This window comes from Actinomadura monticuli (assembly GCF_041463655.1).
Classification (GTDB): domain Bacteria; phylum Actinomycetota; class Actinomycetes; order Streptosporangiales; family Streptosporangiaceae; genus Spirillospora; species Spirillospora monticuli.
Window position 1 is genome coordinate 13579 of the sequence record NZ_JAXCEI010000003.1, and the last position, 18614, is coordinate 32192.

Annotated in this window: 12 protein-coding genes; 7 read left to right on the forward strand and 5 right to left on the reverse strand. The window is 75.7% G+C overall.

Going from position 1 to position 18614, the window contains the following annotated elements:
* Nucleotides 1–10: 10 nt before the first annotated feature.
* The gene (locus SM611_RS06630) at nucleotides 11–1072 is read right to left on the reverse strand and encodes a right-handed parallel beta-helix repeat-containing protein (protein WP_371948048.1); all 1062 of its coding nucleotides are present in this window, start codon (nucleotides 1070–1072) and stop codon (nucleotides 11–13) included.
* Nucleotides 1073–1278: 206 nt separating this feature from the next.
* Nucleotides 1279–1515, reverse strand: coding sequence for a hypothetical protein (locus SM611_RS06635; protein ID WP_371948050.1), 237 nt, complete (start codon nucleotides 1513–1515; stop codon nucleotides 1279–1281).
* Between the two features lie 185 nt (nucleotides 1516–1700).
* On the opposite strand from SM611_RS06635, the gene glnII reads away from it, so the two are divergent.
* On the forward strand, nucleotides 1701–2714 hold the full coding sequence (gene glnII, locus SM611_RS06640) for a glutamine synthetase (protein WP_371948051.1): 1014 nt from the start codon (nucleotides 1701–1703) through the stop codon (nucleotides 2712–2714).
* 147 nt (nucleotides 2715–2861) lie between these two features.
* Entirely contained in the window at nucleotides 2862–3491 is a 630-nt protein-coding gene (locus SM611_RS06645) for a hypothetical protein (RefSeq protein ID WP_371948053.1), read from the forward strand.
* Here SM611_RS06645 and SM611_RS06650 read toward each other — a convergent pair.
* Nucleotides 3472–4293: a hypothetical protein gene (locus SM611_RS06650; RefSeq protein ID WP_371948054.1), complete on the reverse strand. Its 822-nt coding sequence runs from the start codon at nucleotides 4291–4293 to the stop codon at nucleotides 3472–3474. The two genes, SM611_RS06645 and SM611_RS06650, sit on opposite strands and share 20 nt — an antisense overlap.
* A gap of 370 nt (nucleotides 4294–4663) precedes the next feature.
* Between SM611_RS06650 and SM611_RS06655 the strand changes: the two genes are divergently transcribed.
* From SM611_RS06655 to SM611_RS06675, 5 genes are all read left to right on the forward strand, one after another.
* A complete protein-coding gene (locus tag SM611_RS06655) occupies nucleotides 4664–5683 on the forward strand; it encodes a polyhydroxyalkanoate synthase family protein (RefSeq protein ID WP_371948056.1) in 1020 nt (339 codons plus the stop codon).
* Nucleotides 5684–5858: 175 nt separating this feature from the next.
* The gene (locus SM611_RS06660) at nucleotides 5859–11165 is read left to right on the forward strand and encodes an SDR family NAD(P)-dependent oxidoreductase (protein WP_371948058.1); all 5307 of its coding nucleotides are present in this window, start codon (nucleotides 5859–5861) and stop codon (nucleotides 11163–11165) included.
* Nucleotides 11162–15397, forward strand: a complete 4236-nt coding sequence (locus SM611_RS06665; protein WP_371948060.1) for a beta-ketoacyl synthase N-terminal-like domain-containing protein — start codon at nucleotides 11162–11164, stop codon at nucleotides 15395–15397. The genes SM611_RS06660 and SM611_RS06665 overlap by 4 nt, the downstream gene beginning before the upstream one ends.
* Nucleotides 15394–16617 (forward strand): glycosyltransferase, encoded by a 1224-nt coding sequence (locus SM611_RS06670; RefSeq protein ID WP_371948061.1) that lies wholly within the window; start codon nucleotides 15394–15396, stop codon nucleotides 16615–16617. The genes SM611_RS06665 and SM611_RS06670 overlap by 4 nt, the downstream gene beginning before the upstream one ends.
* 50 nt (nucleotides 16618–16667) lie before the next feature.
* Nucleotides 16668–17402, forward strand: coding sequence for a maleylpyruvate isomerase family mycothiol-dependent enzyme (locus SM611_RS06675; RefSeq protein WP_371948063.1), 735 nt, complete (start codon nucleotides 16668–16670; stop codon nucleotides 17400–17402).
* 19 nt (nucleotides 17403–17421) lie between these two features.
* Here SM611_RS06675 and SM611_RS06680 read toward each other — a convergent pair whose 3' ends face one another.
* Together SM611_RS06680 and SM611_RS06685 are read right to left on the reverse strand one after the other, a co-directional pair.
* Nucleotides 17422–18075 (reverse strand): DUF1361 domain-containing protein, encoded by a 654-nt coding sequence (locus SM611_RS06680; RefSeq protein ID WP_371948065.1) that lies wholly within the window; start codon nucleotides 18073–18075, stop codon nucleotides 17422–17424.
* A gap of 112 nt (nucleotides 18076–18187) precedes the next feature.
* Complete coding sequence (locus SM611_RS06685) at nucleotides 18188–18586, reverse strand: hypothetical protein (RefSeq protein WP_371948067.1); 399 nt, start codon at nucleotides 18584–18586, stop codon at nucleotides 18188–18190.
* Between the last annotated feature and the right edge of the window lie 28 nt (nucleotides 18587–18614).

Below are 18614 nucleotides of genomic sequence, written 5' to 3' on the forward strand. Positions count from 1 at the left end.
TTCGCGACCGTCAGCAGAGGTGGCGCGGCTGCGAGGTCCGGCACTTGTTGTGGCGGAAGCGGTTGGTCTTGCTGCCGCTCCTGTCGACCAGGTCGTACGGCGCGTTGCCGAGGGCGACGTTGCCCTTGATCAGGTTGTGGCGCGCGGGACGGGCGTGGCCGTGTTCCGGGGCGACGCCCGGGAAGAGGACGATGCCGCCGGAGTAGGGCAGCCTGCCACGGTTGTCCTTCACGGTGTTCTTCGTGACCGTGTTGTGCTCCCCGCCGAAGAACAGGATCCCGGTGCCGCCGAGCGCGGGCACGGGGCCGTGCGCGGCGCAGTTCCGGTTGTTCTTGTAGATCTTGTTCTTGTAGACCTTGTTGTGGCCCTGCCCGCCCTTCTGGCCGTCGTCGACCAGGGCGACGCCGACGCAGTTGCCGGTGATCTCGTTGCCGTAGACCTTGACGTGGTGGGCGTGCCGGACGAGGACGCCGAGCGTGTTGCCGGACGAGCGGTTCCGGGCGACCTCGGTGCCGTGCGCGTCGGCGATGTCGCCGACGTACAGTCCGGCGTCCTCGTCGTTGTCGATGGCCCAGTTCCAGGCGAAGTTGCCCCGGGTGGAGCGGAACTCCGCGATCCCGTACTCGCCGTTCTTCTTGGCCAGGACGGCCATGACGGTGAGGCGGTCGGTGTACATGCCGTGCACGCCGTTGGCCTCGAAGCCGTGGACGGTCAGGTTGCGGATCGTCACGCCCTTGACCGGGTGCCTCGACCGGCCGATCACGCAGATGCCCATGCCGGGCGCCTTGGCCTTCGCGCAGTGGTCGTGGCGGCCCGGGCGGATGATGGTCTTGTTGCCCTCGCCCCGGATGGTGAGGCGCTTGCGGACGAGGACGCCCCCCTCGTAGTAGCCCGCCTTGAGCCGGATGGTGTCGCCGGGCCTGGCGCGGTCGACGGCGGCCTGGATCGAATGACCGGGCCGGACGACGTGCGTTCTGCCCTTCCCGCCGGCGGCCTGGCTCGCCGGCGCGACGGACGCGAGCCCCGCCAGCGCGACCACCGTGCCGAGCGAGGCCGCAAAAATACGCCTCATCCCTTTTCCCCCGTTCTGTTTTCTGGGTAAGGACCCGTCACGGCGCGTGCCGGACGGTATTCCCCGATCATCTTGGAACGGGCGGCGTAATCCGCCGGTGCCGGCGGAGTAAACAATCGGGGGGCATTGCGGCAACCGCCGCCCGGCCCCGTCCCGTGAAACTCGGGGAACGGGGCCGGACGGGAAGGGATCGTGTCGGGAGCGGGTTATCGGCCCAGGCCGAGAAGTGCGTTCAGCTGGGCGATGAGGGCGGGCAGCGCGCCGAGGTCGCCGGGCCCGTCGAGGAGGCCGGCGATGGCGCACAGCAGGTTGCCCAGGAGGTTCCCCGGGCCGGAGATCGCCGTGATGTCCAGGACCACCCGGTCCAGGTGCACCGTCAGGCCGAGGAGGTTCAGGTCCAGCGGGCCGAGGGTCAGGTGCAGGATGGCCCGCTCGCGCGTCATGCCCCGTCCGCGCGGGCGGCGTCCCGGCCCCGGGAGGGGGCGGATCGAGGGATGTGACATACGTCTCCGCAGGTCACGTTGCGTGTTACATGCCGTTCACAAACGGGCAACAGATGCGAAATGCCCGGTTGGCACGTTCTGTAGGGCCGAACCCGTGAGGCCAGGCAGAGACGAAGGGACCGACGTTGAGCTACAAGGCCGAGTACATCTGGATCGACGGCACCGAGCCGACCGCCCGGCTGCGGTCGAAGACGAGGATTCTCGCCGACGGAGCCGACCTGCCGGAGTGGGGCTTCGACGGGTCCAGCACGAACCAGGCGCCCGGCGACCGCTCGGACTGCGTGCTGAAGCCGGTCTTCTCCTGTCCCGACCCGATCCGCGGCGGGGACAACAAGCTCGTCCTGTGCGAGGTCTTCCTCGTGGACGGCACGCCCCACGAGACCAACACGCGGGCCCTGCTGCGCCCGATCGCCGAGAAGTACGAGGCGCAGGACTCCTGGTACGGCATCGAGCAGGAGTACACGTTCTTCAAGGACGGCCGCCCGCTGGGCTTCCCCGAGCGCGGCTTTCCGGCCCCGCAGGGCTTCTACTACTGCGGCGTGGGCGCCGACGAGGTGTTCGGGCGTGAGATCGTCGAGCGGCACATGGACGCCTGCCTGGACGCCGGCCTGAAGCTCTCCGGCATCAACGCCGAGGTCATGCCGGGCCAGTGGGAGTTCCAGATCGGCCCGGCGGGCCCGCTGGAGGTCGGCGACCACATGTGGGTCGCCCGGTGGCTGCTGTACCGCATCGCCGAGGACTACGACGTGTCCGCGACCCTCGACCCGAAGCCGGTCGAGGGCGACTGGAACGGCGCCGGCGCGCACACGAACTTCTCGACCAAGGCCATGCGCGAGGGCTACGACGCGATCATCACGGCGTGCGAGGCGCTCGCCGAGAAGGCGCACGAGCACGTGGCCGGGTACGGCGCCGACATCGAGCGGCGGCTGACCGGCATGCACGAGACGGCCCCGTGGAGCGAGTTCAGCTACGGCGTGTCGAACCGCGGCGCCTCCGTGCGGATCCCGTGGCAGGTCGAGGTGGAGAAGAAGGGCTACATCGAGGACCGCCGCCCGAACGCCAACGTCGACCCGTACGTGGTGGCCCGGCTGATCACCGGCACCTGCTGCGCGGCGCTGGAGAAGGCCGGCCAGGTCTGACCGGACGAGGCGACGCCCCCCGGCCGCCGGCCGGGGGGCGTCGCCATGCCTGGGCACGTGACCAAACATCTGCAAATTGTGGGGCTTGGGCGAGTTCCCCCATCGGGGTCGGGTAGCACACCTACGTTCGCACCCGGGGGAGGGAAGATGCCCGACTCGCCATCCGGGCGGTACCCCGGCGGCCTGCCCGGCAGGCACGTCGGCCGCCCCGCGCCACGGCCCTGGGAACGGTCGTTCCGGTGTCCCTCCACGGCGCGCCGGCGTCCGGTCGAGGCGCCGCCCAGACGATACGAGGACTTCGTCGCGCTGCACGAGGAGATCGAGGCGGTGTCCGGGCCGCCGCTGCGTCCGCTGTGGTGGACGGGGATCTCCGCGTCGCTCGTCGGCGGCGGGCTCGCGTTCGGCGCGGTGATGGCGCTGCGCACGATTTTCGGCGTCGAGGTCCCGGTGTTCGCGGGCGGGCACGCCGCCGCGGCCCCGGCCGCGACCAGCTACGCGCTGTGCGCGACGGCGGCCACGATCCAGGCGACCGCGCTGATGCACCTGCTGCTCTCGACGGCGGCGCGTCCCGTCCGGGCGTTCGCGTGCATCGGCGCGGTCGCGGTCTTCATCCTGACGATCCTGCCGCTGACGATGCGCGGCCCGTTCGACGCCGCGCTCGCGACGTCCGGGATCAACCTCGTCGGGGGGACGTTCGTCGTCGTGCTGCTGTCGGCGGTGGTGGCGGCCTCCCGGCCGTTCCCGTGGGACGGGCCGTTCAGGCGCTCCCGACGCTGATCGTCAGCGGGCCCGGCGCGGCCGACGAGCGCACCCGCGTATGCCACAGCCGGCGCCACACCCGCACGTCCACCGGCGTGTCGGGGGCGAGCAGCCGCACCTCGCGGTGCATCCCGGAGAAGCCGAGGCACAGGGAGGCCTCCCAGGTGCCGCGCGGCAGCGGGTCGTCGATGAACGTGCGCGTCACCGGGATCGCGGCGGTGTAGCAGAGCCGTCCGGGACGCTCCTCCAGCATGGCGATGACCTCGAAGGTGCGGCCGGTCCGCTGCTCGGACAGCAGCAGCGTCCCCGAGATCGGCATGCTGATCTCCCGCAGGTCGAGGTGCCCGGCGATGACGACCTCCTTGCGTTCCGTGTACCACCTCGCCGCGTCGGCGCGCGTCGACCCGGCGGGGTGCGGGCGGCCGCCGACGTCGATCGTGAGGGCGCCGTCGGGGCCGAAGTAGGCGATGACCGTCAGGGAGCCGGGCAGGAACCGCCGCTGCGGCGCGAGGTCGAGGGCCGGGCCGTGGCCGAGCGGGACCACCAGCCGGCCGGCGTCGGCGCCGATCGACAGGCCGACGTCCCAGAGCCCGCCGGGGAGCGGGCCCCCGCCCAGGATGGACGCGATGTCGACCCGGGCCTCGAACGTGACCGCGCCGTCGCGCGCCTCGGCGGCGGCGGGCACGCGCAGCAGGTCGCCCGCACCGCGCTCGCGAAGCTGCAACTCGACCCCCGCGGCGGTGCCGCCGGCGTCGAACCGGCCGGCGAGCCGCAGCGCGGACCCCGCCCAGCCGACCTCCGTCAGGTGGGGATCCGGCATCGGCACCTCCGCCTCGTCCTTCGGCGTTCACCCTCACCCGTCCCCCCGGATGCCGCCGTCGAACCGGCGCGCGGGCCGCGAGGTGCGAGCGCGGGCGGGGCCGGCCCGGCGACCGGCGGCCCGCACGGGGTCCGGGCCGCCGCCCGCCGCCACGGACTGTGATCGTCATTATGCGCGATGTCGCCATCCGGTGCGAGATTCTCACGCGGCCACGTCCGGCCCGCGCTGTCAAGCCGAATTCACGCAGGCTTCACAGGACCGAGATTTCTGCGCGGCGGTGACCAGTGTATGAATGGCCTGGACGGCGAAGACCGCCTTTGGTCAATGCGCCCCTTGCCGATCCCGTCGAATGCGGATGGACAATGACGAAATGATCCTTTCCCCGCGAGGTCTGCGAGACGCCACGTCCAATGTCCTCCGGCTGGCGCTGTCCGGTCAGGTCGCCGATCTGCGCCCGATGCCGGCGGAGACGATCGACGACACGCCGGGCCGGGCGGTGCGCCGCTACCGCCCGCCGGAGGGGCTGGTTCCGGCCGGGCCGCCGGTGCTGTTCGTCCCGCCGCCGGACGCGCCGGCGCGCTGCTACGACCTGCGCCGGGGGTGCAGCCTCGCCGAGCACGTCGTCCGCGCCGGCCGCCGCAGCTACCTGCTCGATCACGGGACGGCCCGCTGCGACGACGCCGACCTGGGCGTCCAGCGGTGGGTCGGGGACGTGCTGCCGGGCGCGATCCGGGCGGTCAGCCGGGACGCGGGCGGGCAACCCGTGCAGCTCGTCGGCTGGTGCCTCGGCGGGATCCTCGCCCTGCTGGCCGCCGCCGCCGACCCGGGCCTGCCGATCGCGTCGGTCGCGGCGATCGCGGCGCCGGTGGACGCGGGCGCGGCACGGCGCCCGGCGGCGCCCGCCCGCCGGGTCCCGTGGCCCGCCGGCATGGACGAATACGTGCTCCGCCCTTACCGAATGCTGACCCATCTCGATAATGCCGACTTCCTCGCCCAGCTCGAGGCGATGGATCATTTCCGGACCATGATGATCGCCCATCCCGGGCAGCTCGCCCGGCGGATTTACCGGTCCCTTTCGGGCGGCGGCGCGCTGCTGCGGGGCGGCGCGCTGATCGGCGGGCGCACCGTCGATCTCGGCCGGGTCGGCGTGCCGGTGCTGGCCGTCGCGGGCCGCGGCGACGCGTTCGCGCCCGTCCGGGCCGTCCGGCCGCTCGTCGGCCTGCTGCGCGGGGCGCCGCAGGTGCGGTTCGAGGTCGTGTCCGGCGGCCACCTGGACGTGCTGACCGGGCGCGAGGCCAGGGCGACGACGTGGCGGCACCTCGACCGGTGGCTGGACGAGGGCATCGTCAGGCACGGGATCCGCGCTCAGCGCGCCGCCGCCGTCCGCTGACCGGCCCCGTCCTGTCCGGCGCCGTCCCGGGTCTTCCGCACGCCAAGGGACGTTCCAATCTCCTTTGCGGTGACGCCATCGACACGCCCGCTGGTGTGTCGTCGCGGTAATCGGCGTGTCGCCGAACGTAGTGTGGCGCACCGTTGTAGCCGCACGGGACGTCGGGGGGCGCTGCATGACGGCGGACACGGGCGGGCACCGCACCGCCCGGGGGGAACGTTCCCCCGCAGAGATCATCGGGGTCGCCCCGTCCGGCCGTCCCGTGCCCCAGCTCGCCGTGGCCGTCGCCCGCGCGGGCGGGACGGGAGTCCTCGACCTCGGCGCCGAGCGGGGGCCCGCGCTCGCCGCCCTCGCCGATGTGCGCCGCTGGTGGACGGGCCCGTTCGGCGTCCGCGTCCCGCCCGGCTGCGGGGTGCGCCCGGAGGAGGTCCCGCCCGCCGCCGGCACCGTCGTCGTGGCCGCGCCCGCGCTGCTGTCGGACGACTGGCTCGACGTCGCGGCGCTCTGCCGCGGCCGCCGCCTGCTGGTCGAGGCGGCGGACCCGGCGGAGGCCGCGGCCGCCGTCCGCGCCGGGCTCGGCCTGACGGACGAGGTCGGGATCATCGCGCGGGGCGACGGGGACGGCCGGGGCCTCACCACCTTCGTCCTGCTCCAGCGGCTGCTGGCGGACGCCGGAGTCCCGGTGCACGCGGCCGGCGGCATCGGCCCGCACACGGCCGCCGCGGCGGTCGCCGGGGGCGCCGCCGGGGTGGTGCTCGACGAGCAGCTCGCGTTCGTCCGGGAAATGGACCTGAACGGGCTCGGCCCGGCCCGGCCCGCCCCACCGGGTGCGGCGCTCGCGAACCGGTACAAGACGGCCGGGGGAGTGGTGCAGGCCGTCCGCACGCAGATCGCGGCGCACATCCGGGCCGCCGTCCGCGCCGCGCCGCTCGCGCCGCGCCCCGACCCGGCCGTCGTCCAGGGGCCGATGGCGCACGTCAGCGACGTCTCGGCGTTCGCGGGCGCGGTCGCGCAGGACGGCGGCCTGCCGTTCCTCGCGCTCGGAGCGCTGGACGGCGGGCGGGTGCGGGCGCTGCTCCGGGAGACCGCCGACCGGCTCGGCGGACGCCCCTGGGGCGCGGGCCTGCTGGCGACCGCGCCGCCGGACCTGCGCGCGGAGCAGCTCGCCGCGATCCGGGAGGCCCGCCCCCCGTACGCGATCATCGCCGGGGGGAGCCCGGCGGAGGCCGCGCCGCTGGAGGCCGCCGGGGTCGGTGCGTACCTGCACGTGCCGTGCCCGGAACGGCTCGGCCGGTTCCTCGACGAGGGCGCGCGGAGGTTCGTCCTCGCCGGGAGCGAGTGCGGTGGACACGCCGGCCCGCACGCGGGCTTCCCGCTGTGGGACGCGCAGGTCGAGCGGCTGACGGCGTTCTGCGGCGACGACGCGGCCGGGCTGTCGGTCATGTTCGCGGGCGGCGTGCACGACGAGCGGTCCGCCGCGATGGTCGCCGCGCTGGCCGGGCCGCTGGCCGAGCGGGGCGCCGACGTCCGCGTCCTGATGGGCACCGCGTACCTGTTCACTTCGGAGGCGGTCGCGGCGGGCGCGATCCTGCCCGGCTACCAGGAGGTGGCGCTCGCCTGCGACGGGACCGCCCTGCTGGAGACGTCCCCCGGGCACGCGGCCCGCTGCGCCCGCACCCCCTACGTCGAGGCGTTCGACGAGACCCGCCGCGAGCTGGAGCAGGCGGGGACGCCCGCGCGGGAGGTGGCGCGCCGCCTGGAGAAGCTGAACGCCGGGCGCCTGCTCCTCGCGAGCCGGGGCCTGCGGCTCGGCACGCCGGTGGACGCCGGCCGGCAGCGCACCGAGGGCCTGTTCGCGATGGGGCAGGCCGCGGCGCTGCGGTCGGCCACGACCGGGATCGCCGCCCTGCACGAGCAGGTCACCTCCGGGGCGACCGCCTTCCTCGCGGCGCGTGCCGCCGAGCTGGGCATCGGGACGGGGGAGGCCGCCCCGGCCGCCGCGCGCCCGGTCGACGTCGCGGTCATCGGCATGGGCTGCGCGTTCCCGGGCGCGCGCGACGCCGACGGCTACTGGGCGAACATCGTGGGCGGGTCCGGCCCGCTCGCCGCGGCCGGTCCCGTCTCCGAGACCCCGTTCGACGCGAGCGCGTACGGGCTCTCCGGCGACGCGCTCGGCGATGCCGATCCGATCCGGTCGCCGACGCTGGAGGTCGCGTCCCGCGCGCTGCAGGACGCAGGCTATGCCGACCGTCCGTTCGACCAGTCCCGGACCTCGGTGTTCTTCGCTGCCGACGCTTCCGCGATCGCGGAGCCGATCGCCGGTGCGATCGCCGGGCGGTTCGGCCTCGGCGGAGCCGTCTGCACGGTCGGCGCGTCCCCCCTCGCCGCACTCGACGTCGCCTGCAAGGACCTCGTCACGGGCTCCGGCGCCATGGCGCTCTGCGTGGGCGCCGGCCCGCGCGACGGCATCGCGTGCGTCGTCCTCAAGCGCCTCGCGGACGCCGAACGCGACGGCGACCGGATCTACGCCGTCGTCAAGGCGGTCGCCGGAGCCGGCGGCCGGGACGCCGCGGACCGCGCCCGTGAGCGCGCGGGCTCCGCGCCGGTGTCCGACCCGGCGTCCGACAAAGCGATCGAAACGGTCGAGGCGGAGCCGGCCGCCGGATGCGCGGCCGGTCTCGCCGGCCTCATCACGAGCGCGTACGCGGTGCACACGGGCGTGCGGGTCGACGGCGGGGCCCGCCCGTGGGCCGCCCGTCCCGGCGCGCGGTTCGCGGAGGTGAGCGGCGCCGGGTCCGGCGGCGCGCGGTTTCACGCCGTCCTCGCCGGCTACGAGGGCGCTCCCGAACCGGTGTCGGGGCTCGCCGAGTGGCCCGCCGAGCTGTTCCTCATCCGGGCGGGCGACCGGGCGGCCGCCCGCGCCGAGATCGACCGGCTGGAGCGCCTGGCCGGGGCGGAGCCTCGGTTGCGCGACCTCGCCCGGACCGCGGCCTCCCGCGAGGGGCCGGTACAGGCCGCGTTCGCGGCGTCGGGCCTGGACGACCTCCGCGAGAAGCTCGCGCTCGCCGCACGGTTCCGTCCGGCACCGGGCGTGTTCGCGGCGGGGGGCGAGCCGGGGCAGGTCGCGTTCCTGTTCCCCGACGCGGGTGGCCGTGCCGGCGGGCTCGCCGACCTCCTGATCGCCTTCCCCCGGCTCCAGCGGCTCCTGCGGCTCGCCGCCGGGCGGTACGCGGGCATCGCCGGGCTGGCCGTGCACCGGCTGCTGACCGCCGTCGGGGTCCACCCGGACCTCGCCGCCGGCCACGGGCACGGGGAGCTCGCCGCGCTGTGCGCCGCCGGCGTCATCGACGACACCGACATGATCGAGATCGGCGCCGCGTGCGCGGGCCCGCGCCCGTCCCGCGACGACCTCCTCGGCCGCGACCTCCGCTCGCCGGCGTTCCCGGTCTGGGCGAACACGACCGCCCGGCCGTACGAGACCGACCCGTCCGACCTGGCCGCGGTCCCGGCCGCGCCGGTGCACGTCGCCGAGCAGATCGAGGCGATGTACGAGGCGGGCGCCCGCACCTTCGTGGAGGCGGGCCCCGGACGCGCCCTGACCGAGCTCGCGGGCGCGACCCTCGGCGACCGGCCGCACACCGCCGTGAGCTGCGCCGTTCCCGGCGAGAACGGCCTGGTGGCGCTGCTGCGCGCGCTCGCCGAGCTGGCCGCCGCCGGCGTTCCGGTCGACCCGCTGCCGCTCTTCGCCGGACGGGGCGCGCAGCCGCTCACCGGCGCTCCCGCGCGGCCCGGCCGGCCCGTCGGCGGCCACCGCGTCCGCGCGGCCGGCGGCGGCTGCCAGGGCACCCGCCCGGCCGGGACCCGCCCGGCGGAGACCCGCCCGGCGGAAGAGGCCGTGCTGGAGTACCTCCGCACCAGCCGGGAGATCATCGCCGCGCAGCGCGACATCGTCCTCCGGCATCTCGCGGCGCCCGCCCCGGTGCCCGCGACGGCCCCCGATCCGGTGCCCGTTCCGGCGGCACACCCGAACCCGCCCGCCGCCCCGCCGCGCCCGGCCGCCCCGCCGCGCCCGGCCGCCCCGCCTCGGCCCCGGCCCAGTGCCCTCGACGCCCCCGGCGCGCATGTGCGGAACGCCGCCCTGTCCGGCGGCCCCGCCGCCCCGGCCGCCCCGGCCGACCGGCCCGTGCCGCGGACGCGCGGGTCCGACACGCAGGTGTGGCCGCGTCCCGAGGCGCGGGCCGCGCACCGGGTGGTGCGGCGGGCGCCGCGCGTCGTGGACCTCGACCCGCTGCCGATGCCGCCCGAGTCGGGGACGGACTTCGCCGGACGGCGCTTCCTCCTCGTGGACGACGGATGCGGCATCGCGCCGGAACTGGGCGACCTCCTCGAACGCCATGGCGCGCAGGTGCGGACACCGCCGGACGTCGACGGCCCCTGCGACGGGCTCGTCCACCTGGCGGCCCTGCGCCCCGGCGCGGCGGGCGTCCTGCCGCAGGCGTTCGCGGGGATACGGCGGGCCCTGGACGGCGGCCTGAAGTGGCTCGTCCTCGCGAGCGGCGCCGGCGGGACGTTCGGCAGCCGGTTCCGCGGCGGAGCCGTCGGCGACCCGGCGCCCGGCGCGGGCCTGCGCGGCCTCGCCCGGACGATCGCGGAGGCCTACCCGGAAGCGCTGGTCAGGGCGCTCGACATGGACACCGAGGACACGCCCCGGGCCATCGCCCGGCGGATCATGGCGGAGCTGCCGGCCGCGCACGCGCCGGTCGTGGTCGGGCACGAGGGCCCCCGCCGGTACGGGCTGGCGCTGCTGCCCGCCGAGCCGGCCGAGCCGGCCGGCGACGCCGCGCCGAGCATCGGCCGGGACGGGGTCGTCCTGCTCACCGGTGCCGAGCACGCCGTCACCGCGCGGACCGCCCTGGGACTGGCCAGGACGACCGGCTGCCGCATCGAGCTCATGGGCCGCGCACCGGAACCGGACCTGGACGCACTGCGCGAACACGCGGCGGACGTCCGCTACCACGCGGGCGACGCGCGGGACCCGCAGGCCGTCCGGAGCGTCGTGGAGAGCGTCCACCTGACCCACCGGCGCCTGGACGGCGTGGTCCACGGCGCCGGGCTCGACGCGAACGAACCCGACCCGGAGAAGGCGTACCGCGCGAAGGTGGACGGAGCGTCCGCGCTGGTCCAGGCCGTCCAGCCGGACCTCGGGTTCCTCGCCGTCCTCGGCGGCCTCGCCGGCGTGGACGGAGACCGCGGCCTGGCCGGCGACGCGGCGGCGAACGACGCGTGCGGCACGCTCGCGCACGTCTGGCGCAGGCGGCTGCGGGGGCGGGTGCTCGTCGCGAGCCTCGGCCCGTGGGCCGGCACCGGCCCGCCGCGCGACGGCGAGGCCCTCATCGATCCGGACGCCGGCGCGGCGGCGCTGGTGCGGGAGATCCTGCACGGGGACGAGCCGCACGTCGTCCTGACGGGAGACGTCCGGTGAGCGACCCGCGCGAGCCGATCGCGATCGTCGGCGCCGGGGCGGTGTTCCCCGGCGCGGGGTCGGCGGCGGAGCTGTGGCGCAATATCCTCGCCGGGTTCGACGCCGTCACCGAGGTGCCGCCCGGACGCTGGGACCCCGCGCTGTACTACGACCCCGACGCCTACGGGCGCGCCCCCGAGAGCGACCGGTTCTACTGCCGGCGCGGCGGGTTCGTCGACGAGGTGGCGACGTTCGACCCGGCGCGGTTCGGGATCCTGCCGGCGGCGGTGCCGGGCATGGAGCCCGACCAGCTGCTCGCGCTGCGCACGGCCGGGGACGCGATCGCGGACGCGGGCGGCGACGAGCGGCTGCCCGACCGGTCCCGGATCGGCGTGGTCCTCGGCCGCGGCGGCTACCTCACCTCCGGCGTCGCCCGCTACGACCAGCGGGTCAGGACGTCCCACCAGGTCGCCGCGATCCTCGCCGACCTGGTGCCGGGGCTCGGGCGGCGGCGGCTGGAGGAGATCCGCCGGGCGTTCTGCGAGCGGCTCGGCCCGGACGGCGCGGACGCCCCGATCGGGCTGGTGCCGAGCCTCGCCGCGTCCCGCATCGCCGGCGCGTTCGACCTGCGCGGCCCCGCCTACACACTGGACGCGGCGTGCGCGTCGTCGCTGCTGGCCGTCGAGCACGCCGTGCGGGCGCTGCGCGGCGGGCAGGCCGACGCGATGCTCGCCGGGGCCGTCCACCACGCGCAGCACGCCACGCTCTGGAGCGTGTTCAGCCAGCTGCGCGCCCTCAGCCCCAGCGAGACGATCCGCCCGTTCGACCGGGCCGCCGACGGGACGCTCCTCGCCGAGGGCACCGCGATCGTCCTGCTCAAGCGGCTGTCGGACGCCGAGCGGGCCGGCGACCGGATCCACGCGGTGATCCTGGGCGCCGGGTCGTCCAGCGACGGCCGCGCCGCGGGCATCATGAGCCCGCTGGTGGACGGGCAGGTCCTCGCGGTCGAGCGGGCCTGGCGGGACGCGGGCCTGGACCCGGCCGCGCCGGGCGCGGTCGGGCTCGTCGAGGCGCACGGCACCGGAACCCCGGCGGGGGACAAGGCGGAGCTGGCGACGCTGCGCCGCGTCCTCGGCATGGGCGGCCCGCCGGTCGGGCTCGGCTCGGTCAAGTCGATGATCGGGCACGCGATGCCCGCCGCCGGCATGGCCGGGCTGATCAAGGCGGCGTTCGCCCTCCGCGACGGGGTGCTGCCGCCGACGCTGCACGTGGACGACCCGCATCCCGCGCTGGAGGACGGCAGGCTGCGGCTCGTCCGGGAGGCCGTCGAGTGGGAGCGGCACGGCGCGCCGCGCCGGGCCGTCGTCAACGCGTTCGGATTCGGCGGCGCCAACGCGCACCTCGTCCTGCAGGAGGCGCCGTCGTCGGTCGTGCGGCGGGCGCGGCGGCGGAAGCTGGACGCCCCGCAGTCCGATGAGGCGGTGCTCCGCCTGGCCGCGCGCACGACCGACGAACTGGCCGCGGCTCTGGGCGCCCCCGACGAGGACCTTCTGGCGCGGGCCGCGGCGGACGTTCCCGACCTCCCGTGCCGTCTCGCCATCGTCGGCCCGACGCCGCGCAGGCTCGACCTGGCGCGGGCCGTCGTCCAGCGCGGAACCGCGTGGCGGGGCCGGAGCGACGTGTGGTTCTCGCCGCGGCCCCTCCTCGCGGAGGGCGGCCGGCTGGCGTTCCTGTTCCCGGGCTTCGAGCCCGCCTTCGACCCGCGCGTGGACGACGTCGCCGCGCACTTCGGGATGCCGCACCCCCGGCCGACCGGCCGCACCGACCTGCTCGGCCACGCCGCCGACGCCATGGCCGTCGGGCGCCTGCTGGCCGCCGCGCTCGCCGAGCTGGGCATCGAGGCGGACGTCATGGCGGGGCACGGCCTCGGCGAGTGGACGGCCATGGCCGCCGCCGGGATGTGCGACGCCGGCGCGCTCGTCCGGGACCTCGACGGCGCCGCGCCGGACCTCCCCGACGTGATCTACGGGACGCTCGGCTGCGGCGCGGCGCAGGCGCGGGAGGCCGCCGGGGCGGGCACGGGGGTCTTCGTCAGCCATGACAACTGCCCGCACCAGTCGGTGATCTGCGGCCCGGCGGAGGCGGTCCGGGAGATCCTCGGGCGGCTCGCGGCCGAGGGCGTCCTCGGCCGCGAGATGCCGTTCCGGACGGGGTTCCACACGCCGCTGGCCGAGGCGTTCGAGAAGCAGGCGCGGCACTCGCTGGAGGGCCTGGAGATCCGCGAGCCGCGCGTCCCGCTGTGGTCGGCGTCGACGGCCGCGCCGTTCCCGCACGGGGCGGACGCGGTGCGCGACCTCGCCGTCCGGCACCTGCTGGAACCCGTGCGGTTCAGCGAGCTGATCGAGGAGCTGTACGACGCGGCGCACGTGCGGGCGTTCGTCCAGCTCGGGCCCGGTGGCCTGACCGGCTTCGTCGCCGACCGGCTCGGGGACCGCGAGCACCTCGCGATGGCCGCCAACGTGCCCACGCGGGACGGGATGGCGCAGCTGCGCCGGGTCGTCGCCGCGCTGTGGGCGGAGGGCTACGGCGCGTCGACGCCGCCGGCGCCCGCCGCCGGCATGCGGCTCGACCTCGGCACGCCGCTGGTCAGGCTGGACGGCGCCGTGGAGCCGATCGTCCGCACGCCCGGCGTCCCGTCGCTGCCGGCCGACGATCCCGTCCTGGCGGAGCTGGAGGCGCTGCTCAACGACGCGGCGACGGGGGCGCAGTCCGTGCTGGAGGCGCTCGGGGCGGGGCCGTCGCCGGCCGCGGCGGGCGAGGCGGACCCGGCGGCCTCCGAGCTGAGCGTGTCCCGGGTGTTCTCCATCGACGCGATGCCCCAACTGGCCGACCACTGCCTCGTCCCGCAGGCCCCCGGCTGGCCCGACATGTCGGACAGGTTTCCGATCGTCCCGCTGGCCGTGCTGGTCGAGGTGATGGCCGGCACCGCGCGCGAACTGCTGCCCGACATGGTCGTCGTCGGATTCGAGAACGTCCGCGCCGTCCGGTGGGTCGTCGCCACGCCGCCGACGACCGTCGACATCCGCGCCCACGTCGTCGACGACGGCGACATGCCGCGCAGGGTCAAGGTCGTCATCCCCGACCACGCGGACGGGACGGTCCTGCTCGCCGAGCGCCACCCCCTGCCGCCCGCGCCGGACCGGACACCGCTCACGATCGAGGGGCCGCCCATCGTCACCGCCGAGCGGCTCTACGAGGAGCGGTGGATGTTCCACGGCCCGCTCTTCCGCGGCATCAGCGAGATCACCGCCCTGGCGGAGGACGGCGTGCGCGCCGTCCTGACCTCGCTGCCCACGCCGGGTGCGCTCATGGACAGCGCGGGCCAGCTCTGCGCGCACTGGATCCAGGTGTACGGCGACACCAACCAGACCGTGTTCCCCGTGGGGATCGAACGGGTCCTGCTGTACGGACCGCTGCCGCCCCCGGGGGAACGCCTGAACACGACCATCTGGAACCAGTCCCTCACCGACACGACCATGCGCTGCTCGGCGGAGCTCGTCCGCGAGAACGGGACCGTGTGGGGGCGCATCGACGGCTGGACCACGCACCGCTTCTACACGGACGAGGCGCTCTGGCGGATGAAGTTCACCCCCGAGGTCTCCGGGACGGGGGAGCCGCAGGCCGGCGGCTGGACCGTCGCCCGCAAGCGCTGGGACGGCACCGCGTCCCGCGACCTGCTGATGCGCCAGTACCTGTCCGCCCGGGAGCGCGCCGAGTACGACGCCCTCCCGCCGGTCGCGCAGGGGCCGTGGCTGCTCGGGCGGATCGCCGCCAAGGACGCCGTCAGGGACCACCTCTGGCGCAACGGCCACGGGCCCCTGTTCCCGGCCGAGCTCACCGTCCACGAAGGGCCGGTCGTGACGGGCCCCTTCGACGAGCCCCTCACGGTCTCGATCGCCACGGACGCCGAACTCGGCGTGGCCCTGGTGCGGCCGGGACGCGACCCCGCCGGCATCGGGCTCGCCGTCAACGAGAACAACGCGCGGGTGCGCGCGGCCAAGCAGGCGGTGCTGCAGTCGATGGGCGCGGGGGCGGAGCACGCCGACCTGGTCGTGACCGTCGCCGACGCCGAACGGCTCCTCATCGCCGCCAACGGCACGGTCACCACCGTGCAGACCCGCGAACTCGACGGACACATCGTCGCCTGGACGACCGCGTCCGGCGGAACGGACATGGAGGAAAGCCGAGTATGACCCAGCGCCGCCCGAGCGCCCGTCGCGTCCAGGTCCCGTCCATTCTCGGCGATCCGGCGGTGCGGCGGGCGCGGACACCGGAACGCCGCTTCCTGTTCGCGGTGCCGCCGCTGGCCGGCCGCATCGCCCCGGCCGCCGCGGTCGCCGCCGAACTCGGCCGGCGCGGCCACAAGGTCGCCTGGACGGGCCACCGCCCGGCGCTGGAGGCCCTGCTGCGGCCGGGCGCCCGCATCTTCAGCGCGGGCGACGACGCCGCGGCGGCCCGCGACCGGTGGCTGGAGCTGCGCGGCCTCGACGCGCTGCGCTTCCTGTGGGAGGACTTCCTCGTCCCGCTCGGCCACGCGATGCTGCCGGGCGTCGAGCGGGCCATGGACCGCTTCCACCCGGACGTCGTGGTCTCCGACCAGGCTGTCCTCGCCGCGCCCGTCGCGGCCCGGCGGCGCGGGATCCCCTGGGCGACCTCCGCCGCGTCGCCCGCCGAGTTCACCCGCCCGCTCGCCGACCTGCCGGAGGTCGAGGCGGAGATCCGCGACCACATCGGGGGCTTCCAGCTCGACCACGGCATCGACGACCTGATCGATCTGCGCTTCTCCGACCACCTAACGCTGGTGTTCTCCACGGCGGCGCTGGTCGGCGACACCTCGTTCTTCCCGGACCACTTCGCGTTCGTCGGCCCGGCGCGGGGCCGTCCCGCCCCGTGCCCGTTCCCGTGGGAATGGCTGGACGGCCGGCCCGCCGTCCTCGTCTCCCTGGGCCGGATCGCGGGGCCGTCCGCCGACCGGTTCGTCCGGGCCGCCGCCGAGGCCGTCCGCGGCCTGGACGTCCAGGCGGTGGTGGCGGCGCCGCCGGAGGCCGTGACCGACCCGCCGCCGAACGTCCTCGTGCGCGACCGCGTCCCGCGCCACAAGCTCCTCGAACGCCTCTCCGCCGTGGTCTGCCACGCGGGGCACTCCGCCGTCTGCGAGTCCCTCGCGCACGGCCTCCCGCTGGTGGTGGCCCCGGTCCGGGACGACCAGCCGGTCATCGCCCGCCGCGTGGAGGCCGCCGGGGCGGGAGTCCGCGTCGGCTTCGACGAGGCCGGCCCGGACGGCCTGCGCGCCGCCCTCGCCGCCGTCCTCGCGGACGGCCCGCACCGCGCCGCCGCCGAGGCCGCCCGCGCGTCGTTCGCCTCGGCGGGGGGCGCCGCCGAGGCCGCCGACCGCCTGGAGAAGATCGCCTGACCGACTGTGGACAGATCAAACCGAATCGGATTCGGGTTATCGTGGGCGGCATGGCGGATGTCTTCGACGACCTGACCGCGGAGTACCACCGGCTGGACACGGTGCTCGTCTCCCTGACTCCGGATCAGTGGGCGCACGCCTCCGGCGCCGAGGGCTGGACGGTCGCCGACGTCGTCCTGCACCTCGCGCAGACCAACGAGGTGATCGCCGAGCCGTCCATCGCCGAGGGCACGCCGTTCCTGTCGTCCGTCGGGAACACCGTGGACGGCGTGGTCGAGGACATGGTCACCGCCGAGCGCGGCATGCCGCCTGACGAGCTGCTGGCGCGCTGGCGCAAGACCGCCTTCGCCACCGTGGACGTCCTGCGCGCCCAGCCGCCAGGCATGCGCCTGTCCTGGGTGAGGACGCCGCTGTCCCCCCGCACGCTCGCCACGACGCGCATCGCCGAGCACTGGGCCCACGCCCAGGACATCGTCGTCCCGCTGGGCATCCCCTACCCCGACACGGCCCGGATCCGCCACATCGCCTGGCTGGCCCACCGCACCCTGCCGTACGCCTTCTCCGTCGAGGGACTCCCGGACGCGCCGGTCTTCTGCGACCTCACCGCCCCCGACGAGACGCACTGGACGTTCGGCGACCCCGCCGCCCCGTCCCGCATCACCGGCCCGGCCTCGGAGTTCTGCCGCGTCGGCGCCCGCCGGCTCAGCCCGGAGCAGACGAGCCTCACCGCCGAAGGCCCCCGGGCCGCCGACGCGCTCCGCGTCCTCCGCAACTACGCCGCCTGAGCGCGGACCGGCGCGCCGGTCAGGACGTGAGCGTCCCGTGCAGCCGGCGGGCGCTCTTCAGCGTGGCGTCGAACGACGCCTCGGCGATCGCCCTCGTCATGAAATGGCAGGCCCAGGTGACCGCGAACGTGGCGAGGATCAGCGCCGGCGCCCACGTCCAGGTCAGCTGGACGAAGATCCGCTCGATGGTGGCGTGCGGGTCGACGACGGGCTCCCAGCTGTTCAGGCGCGCCCAGCGGCCGAGGAAGACGCCGATCGCGCAGAGGGCGTGCGCGGCCACGGTGACGCGGCCGTTCCAGGCGCCGAGGCCGAGCCGGGTGAGGTGCCGGGTCGCGGCGGAAAGGGCGAGGTAGTAGGCGAGGAAGCCGGACCCGATGAGCGCCGCGTAGACGGGCAGGATCGCGGTCACCACCGGCCCGCCGCGGTCGGCGAGCAGGATGTCGGTGCGCAGGTGGACGAGATCGGTCACGACATAGGGCGCGTTCGGCAGAAAGAGCACGAACAGGACGAGTCCGGCCCACCAGAAAGGCGACCGGGACACGCGCCCGCCGCGGAAAAGGAGGAATGCCAGACCGACCGGAATCCAGGCCAGGAACGTGTTCCAGCCCATCCACCAGGCGTCGCGGCGGAGAACGTCGACAAGGTTCGGTGCGACCTGCTCCAGAATCCCCATGCCTCCTATGGTGCATGAAGCGCGTCACCGCGGTGGAATGCGACCCGGCGATCATCACGCCGGACCGCGGGCGGTCCCTCGCGGGGGGCCGTTGAAGCTCGGGGGGCGAACGTCAGAGCTTCGGGGTGAAGGGGCGGCGGTGGGCCGGGTCGTCGGGCTCGGCGAGGCCGCGCAGGGCCGTCTCGACGAGCTCGATGGCGTGCAGGACGGCGACGAGGCGGGCGCCCTCGCGGCGGTAGGCGTCCAGGACGGACTCGATGCCGTGCGGGGGGACGACATCGCCGAGATCGACGCGGGCGGTGCGGAAGCCCTCGCGGGCCGCCTCGACGGACGCGGCCACGTGCTGGCGGGCCATCCGGGCGAGGGCGATGGGGTAGCGGCGGAGGACGCCGTAGCGGCGGTACTCGGGCGGGACGTGCTCGAGCAGCCAGCCGAGGGCGGTGTCCTCGAAGCGGTCGGTGCCCGGTGGATGCACCTGCGAGGGCCAGCCGGGCGGAACGTAGGTGCTCACAAGGGCAGGATAACCCCCATTCGAACCT

Excerpts from the sequence above, each read along its gene's own strand:
- SM611_RS06675 (WP_371948063.1), top strand. The coding sequence starts at position 16,668 with ATGGCGGATGTCTTCGACGACCTGACCGCGGAGTACCACCGGCTGGAC.
- SM611_RS06650 (WP_371948054.1), bottom strand. The coding sequence starts at position 4,293 with ATGCCGGATCCCCACCTGACGGAGGTCGGCTGGGCGGGGTCCGCGCTG.
- SM611_RS06655 (WP_371948056.1), top strand. The coding sequence starts at position 4,664 with ATGATCCTTTCCCCGCGAGGTCTGCGAGACGCCACGTCCAATGTCCTC.
- SM611_RS06680 (WP_371948065.1), bottom strand. The coding sequence starts at position 18,075 with ATGGGGATTCTGGAGCAGGTCGCACCGAACCTTGTCGACGTTCTCCGC.
- SM611_RS06635 (WP_371948050.1), bottom strand. The coding sequence starts at position 1,515 with ATGACGCGCGAGCGGGCCATCCTGCACCTGACCCTCGGCCCGCTGGAC.
- SM611_RS06630 (WP_371948048.1), bottom strand. The coding sequence starts at position 1,072 with ATGAGGCGTATTTTTGCGGCCTCGCTCGGCACGGTGGTCGCGCTGGCG.
- SM611_RS06670 (WP_371948061.1), top strand. The coding sequence starts at position 15,394 with ATGACCCAGCGCCGCCCGAGCGCCCGTCGCGTCCAGGTCCCGTCCATT.
- SM611_RS06660 (WP_371948058.1), top strand. The coding sequence starts at position 5,859 with ATGACGGCGGACACGGGCGGGCACCGCACCGCCCGGGGGGAACGTTCC.
- SM611_RS06645 (WP_371948053.1), top strand. The coding sequence starts at position 2,862 with ATGCCCGACTCGCCATCCGGGCGGTACCCCGGCGGCCTGCCCGGCAGG.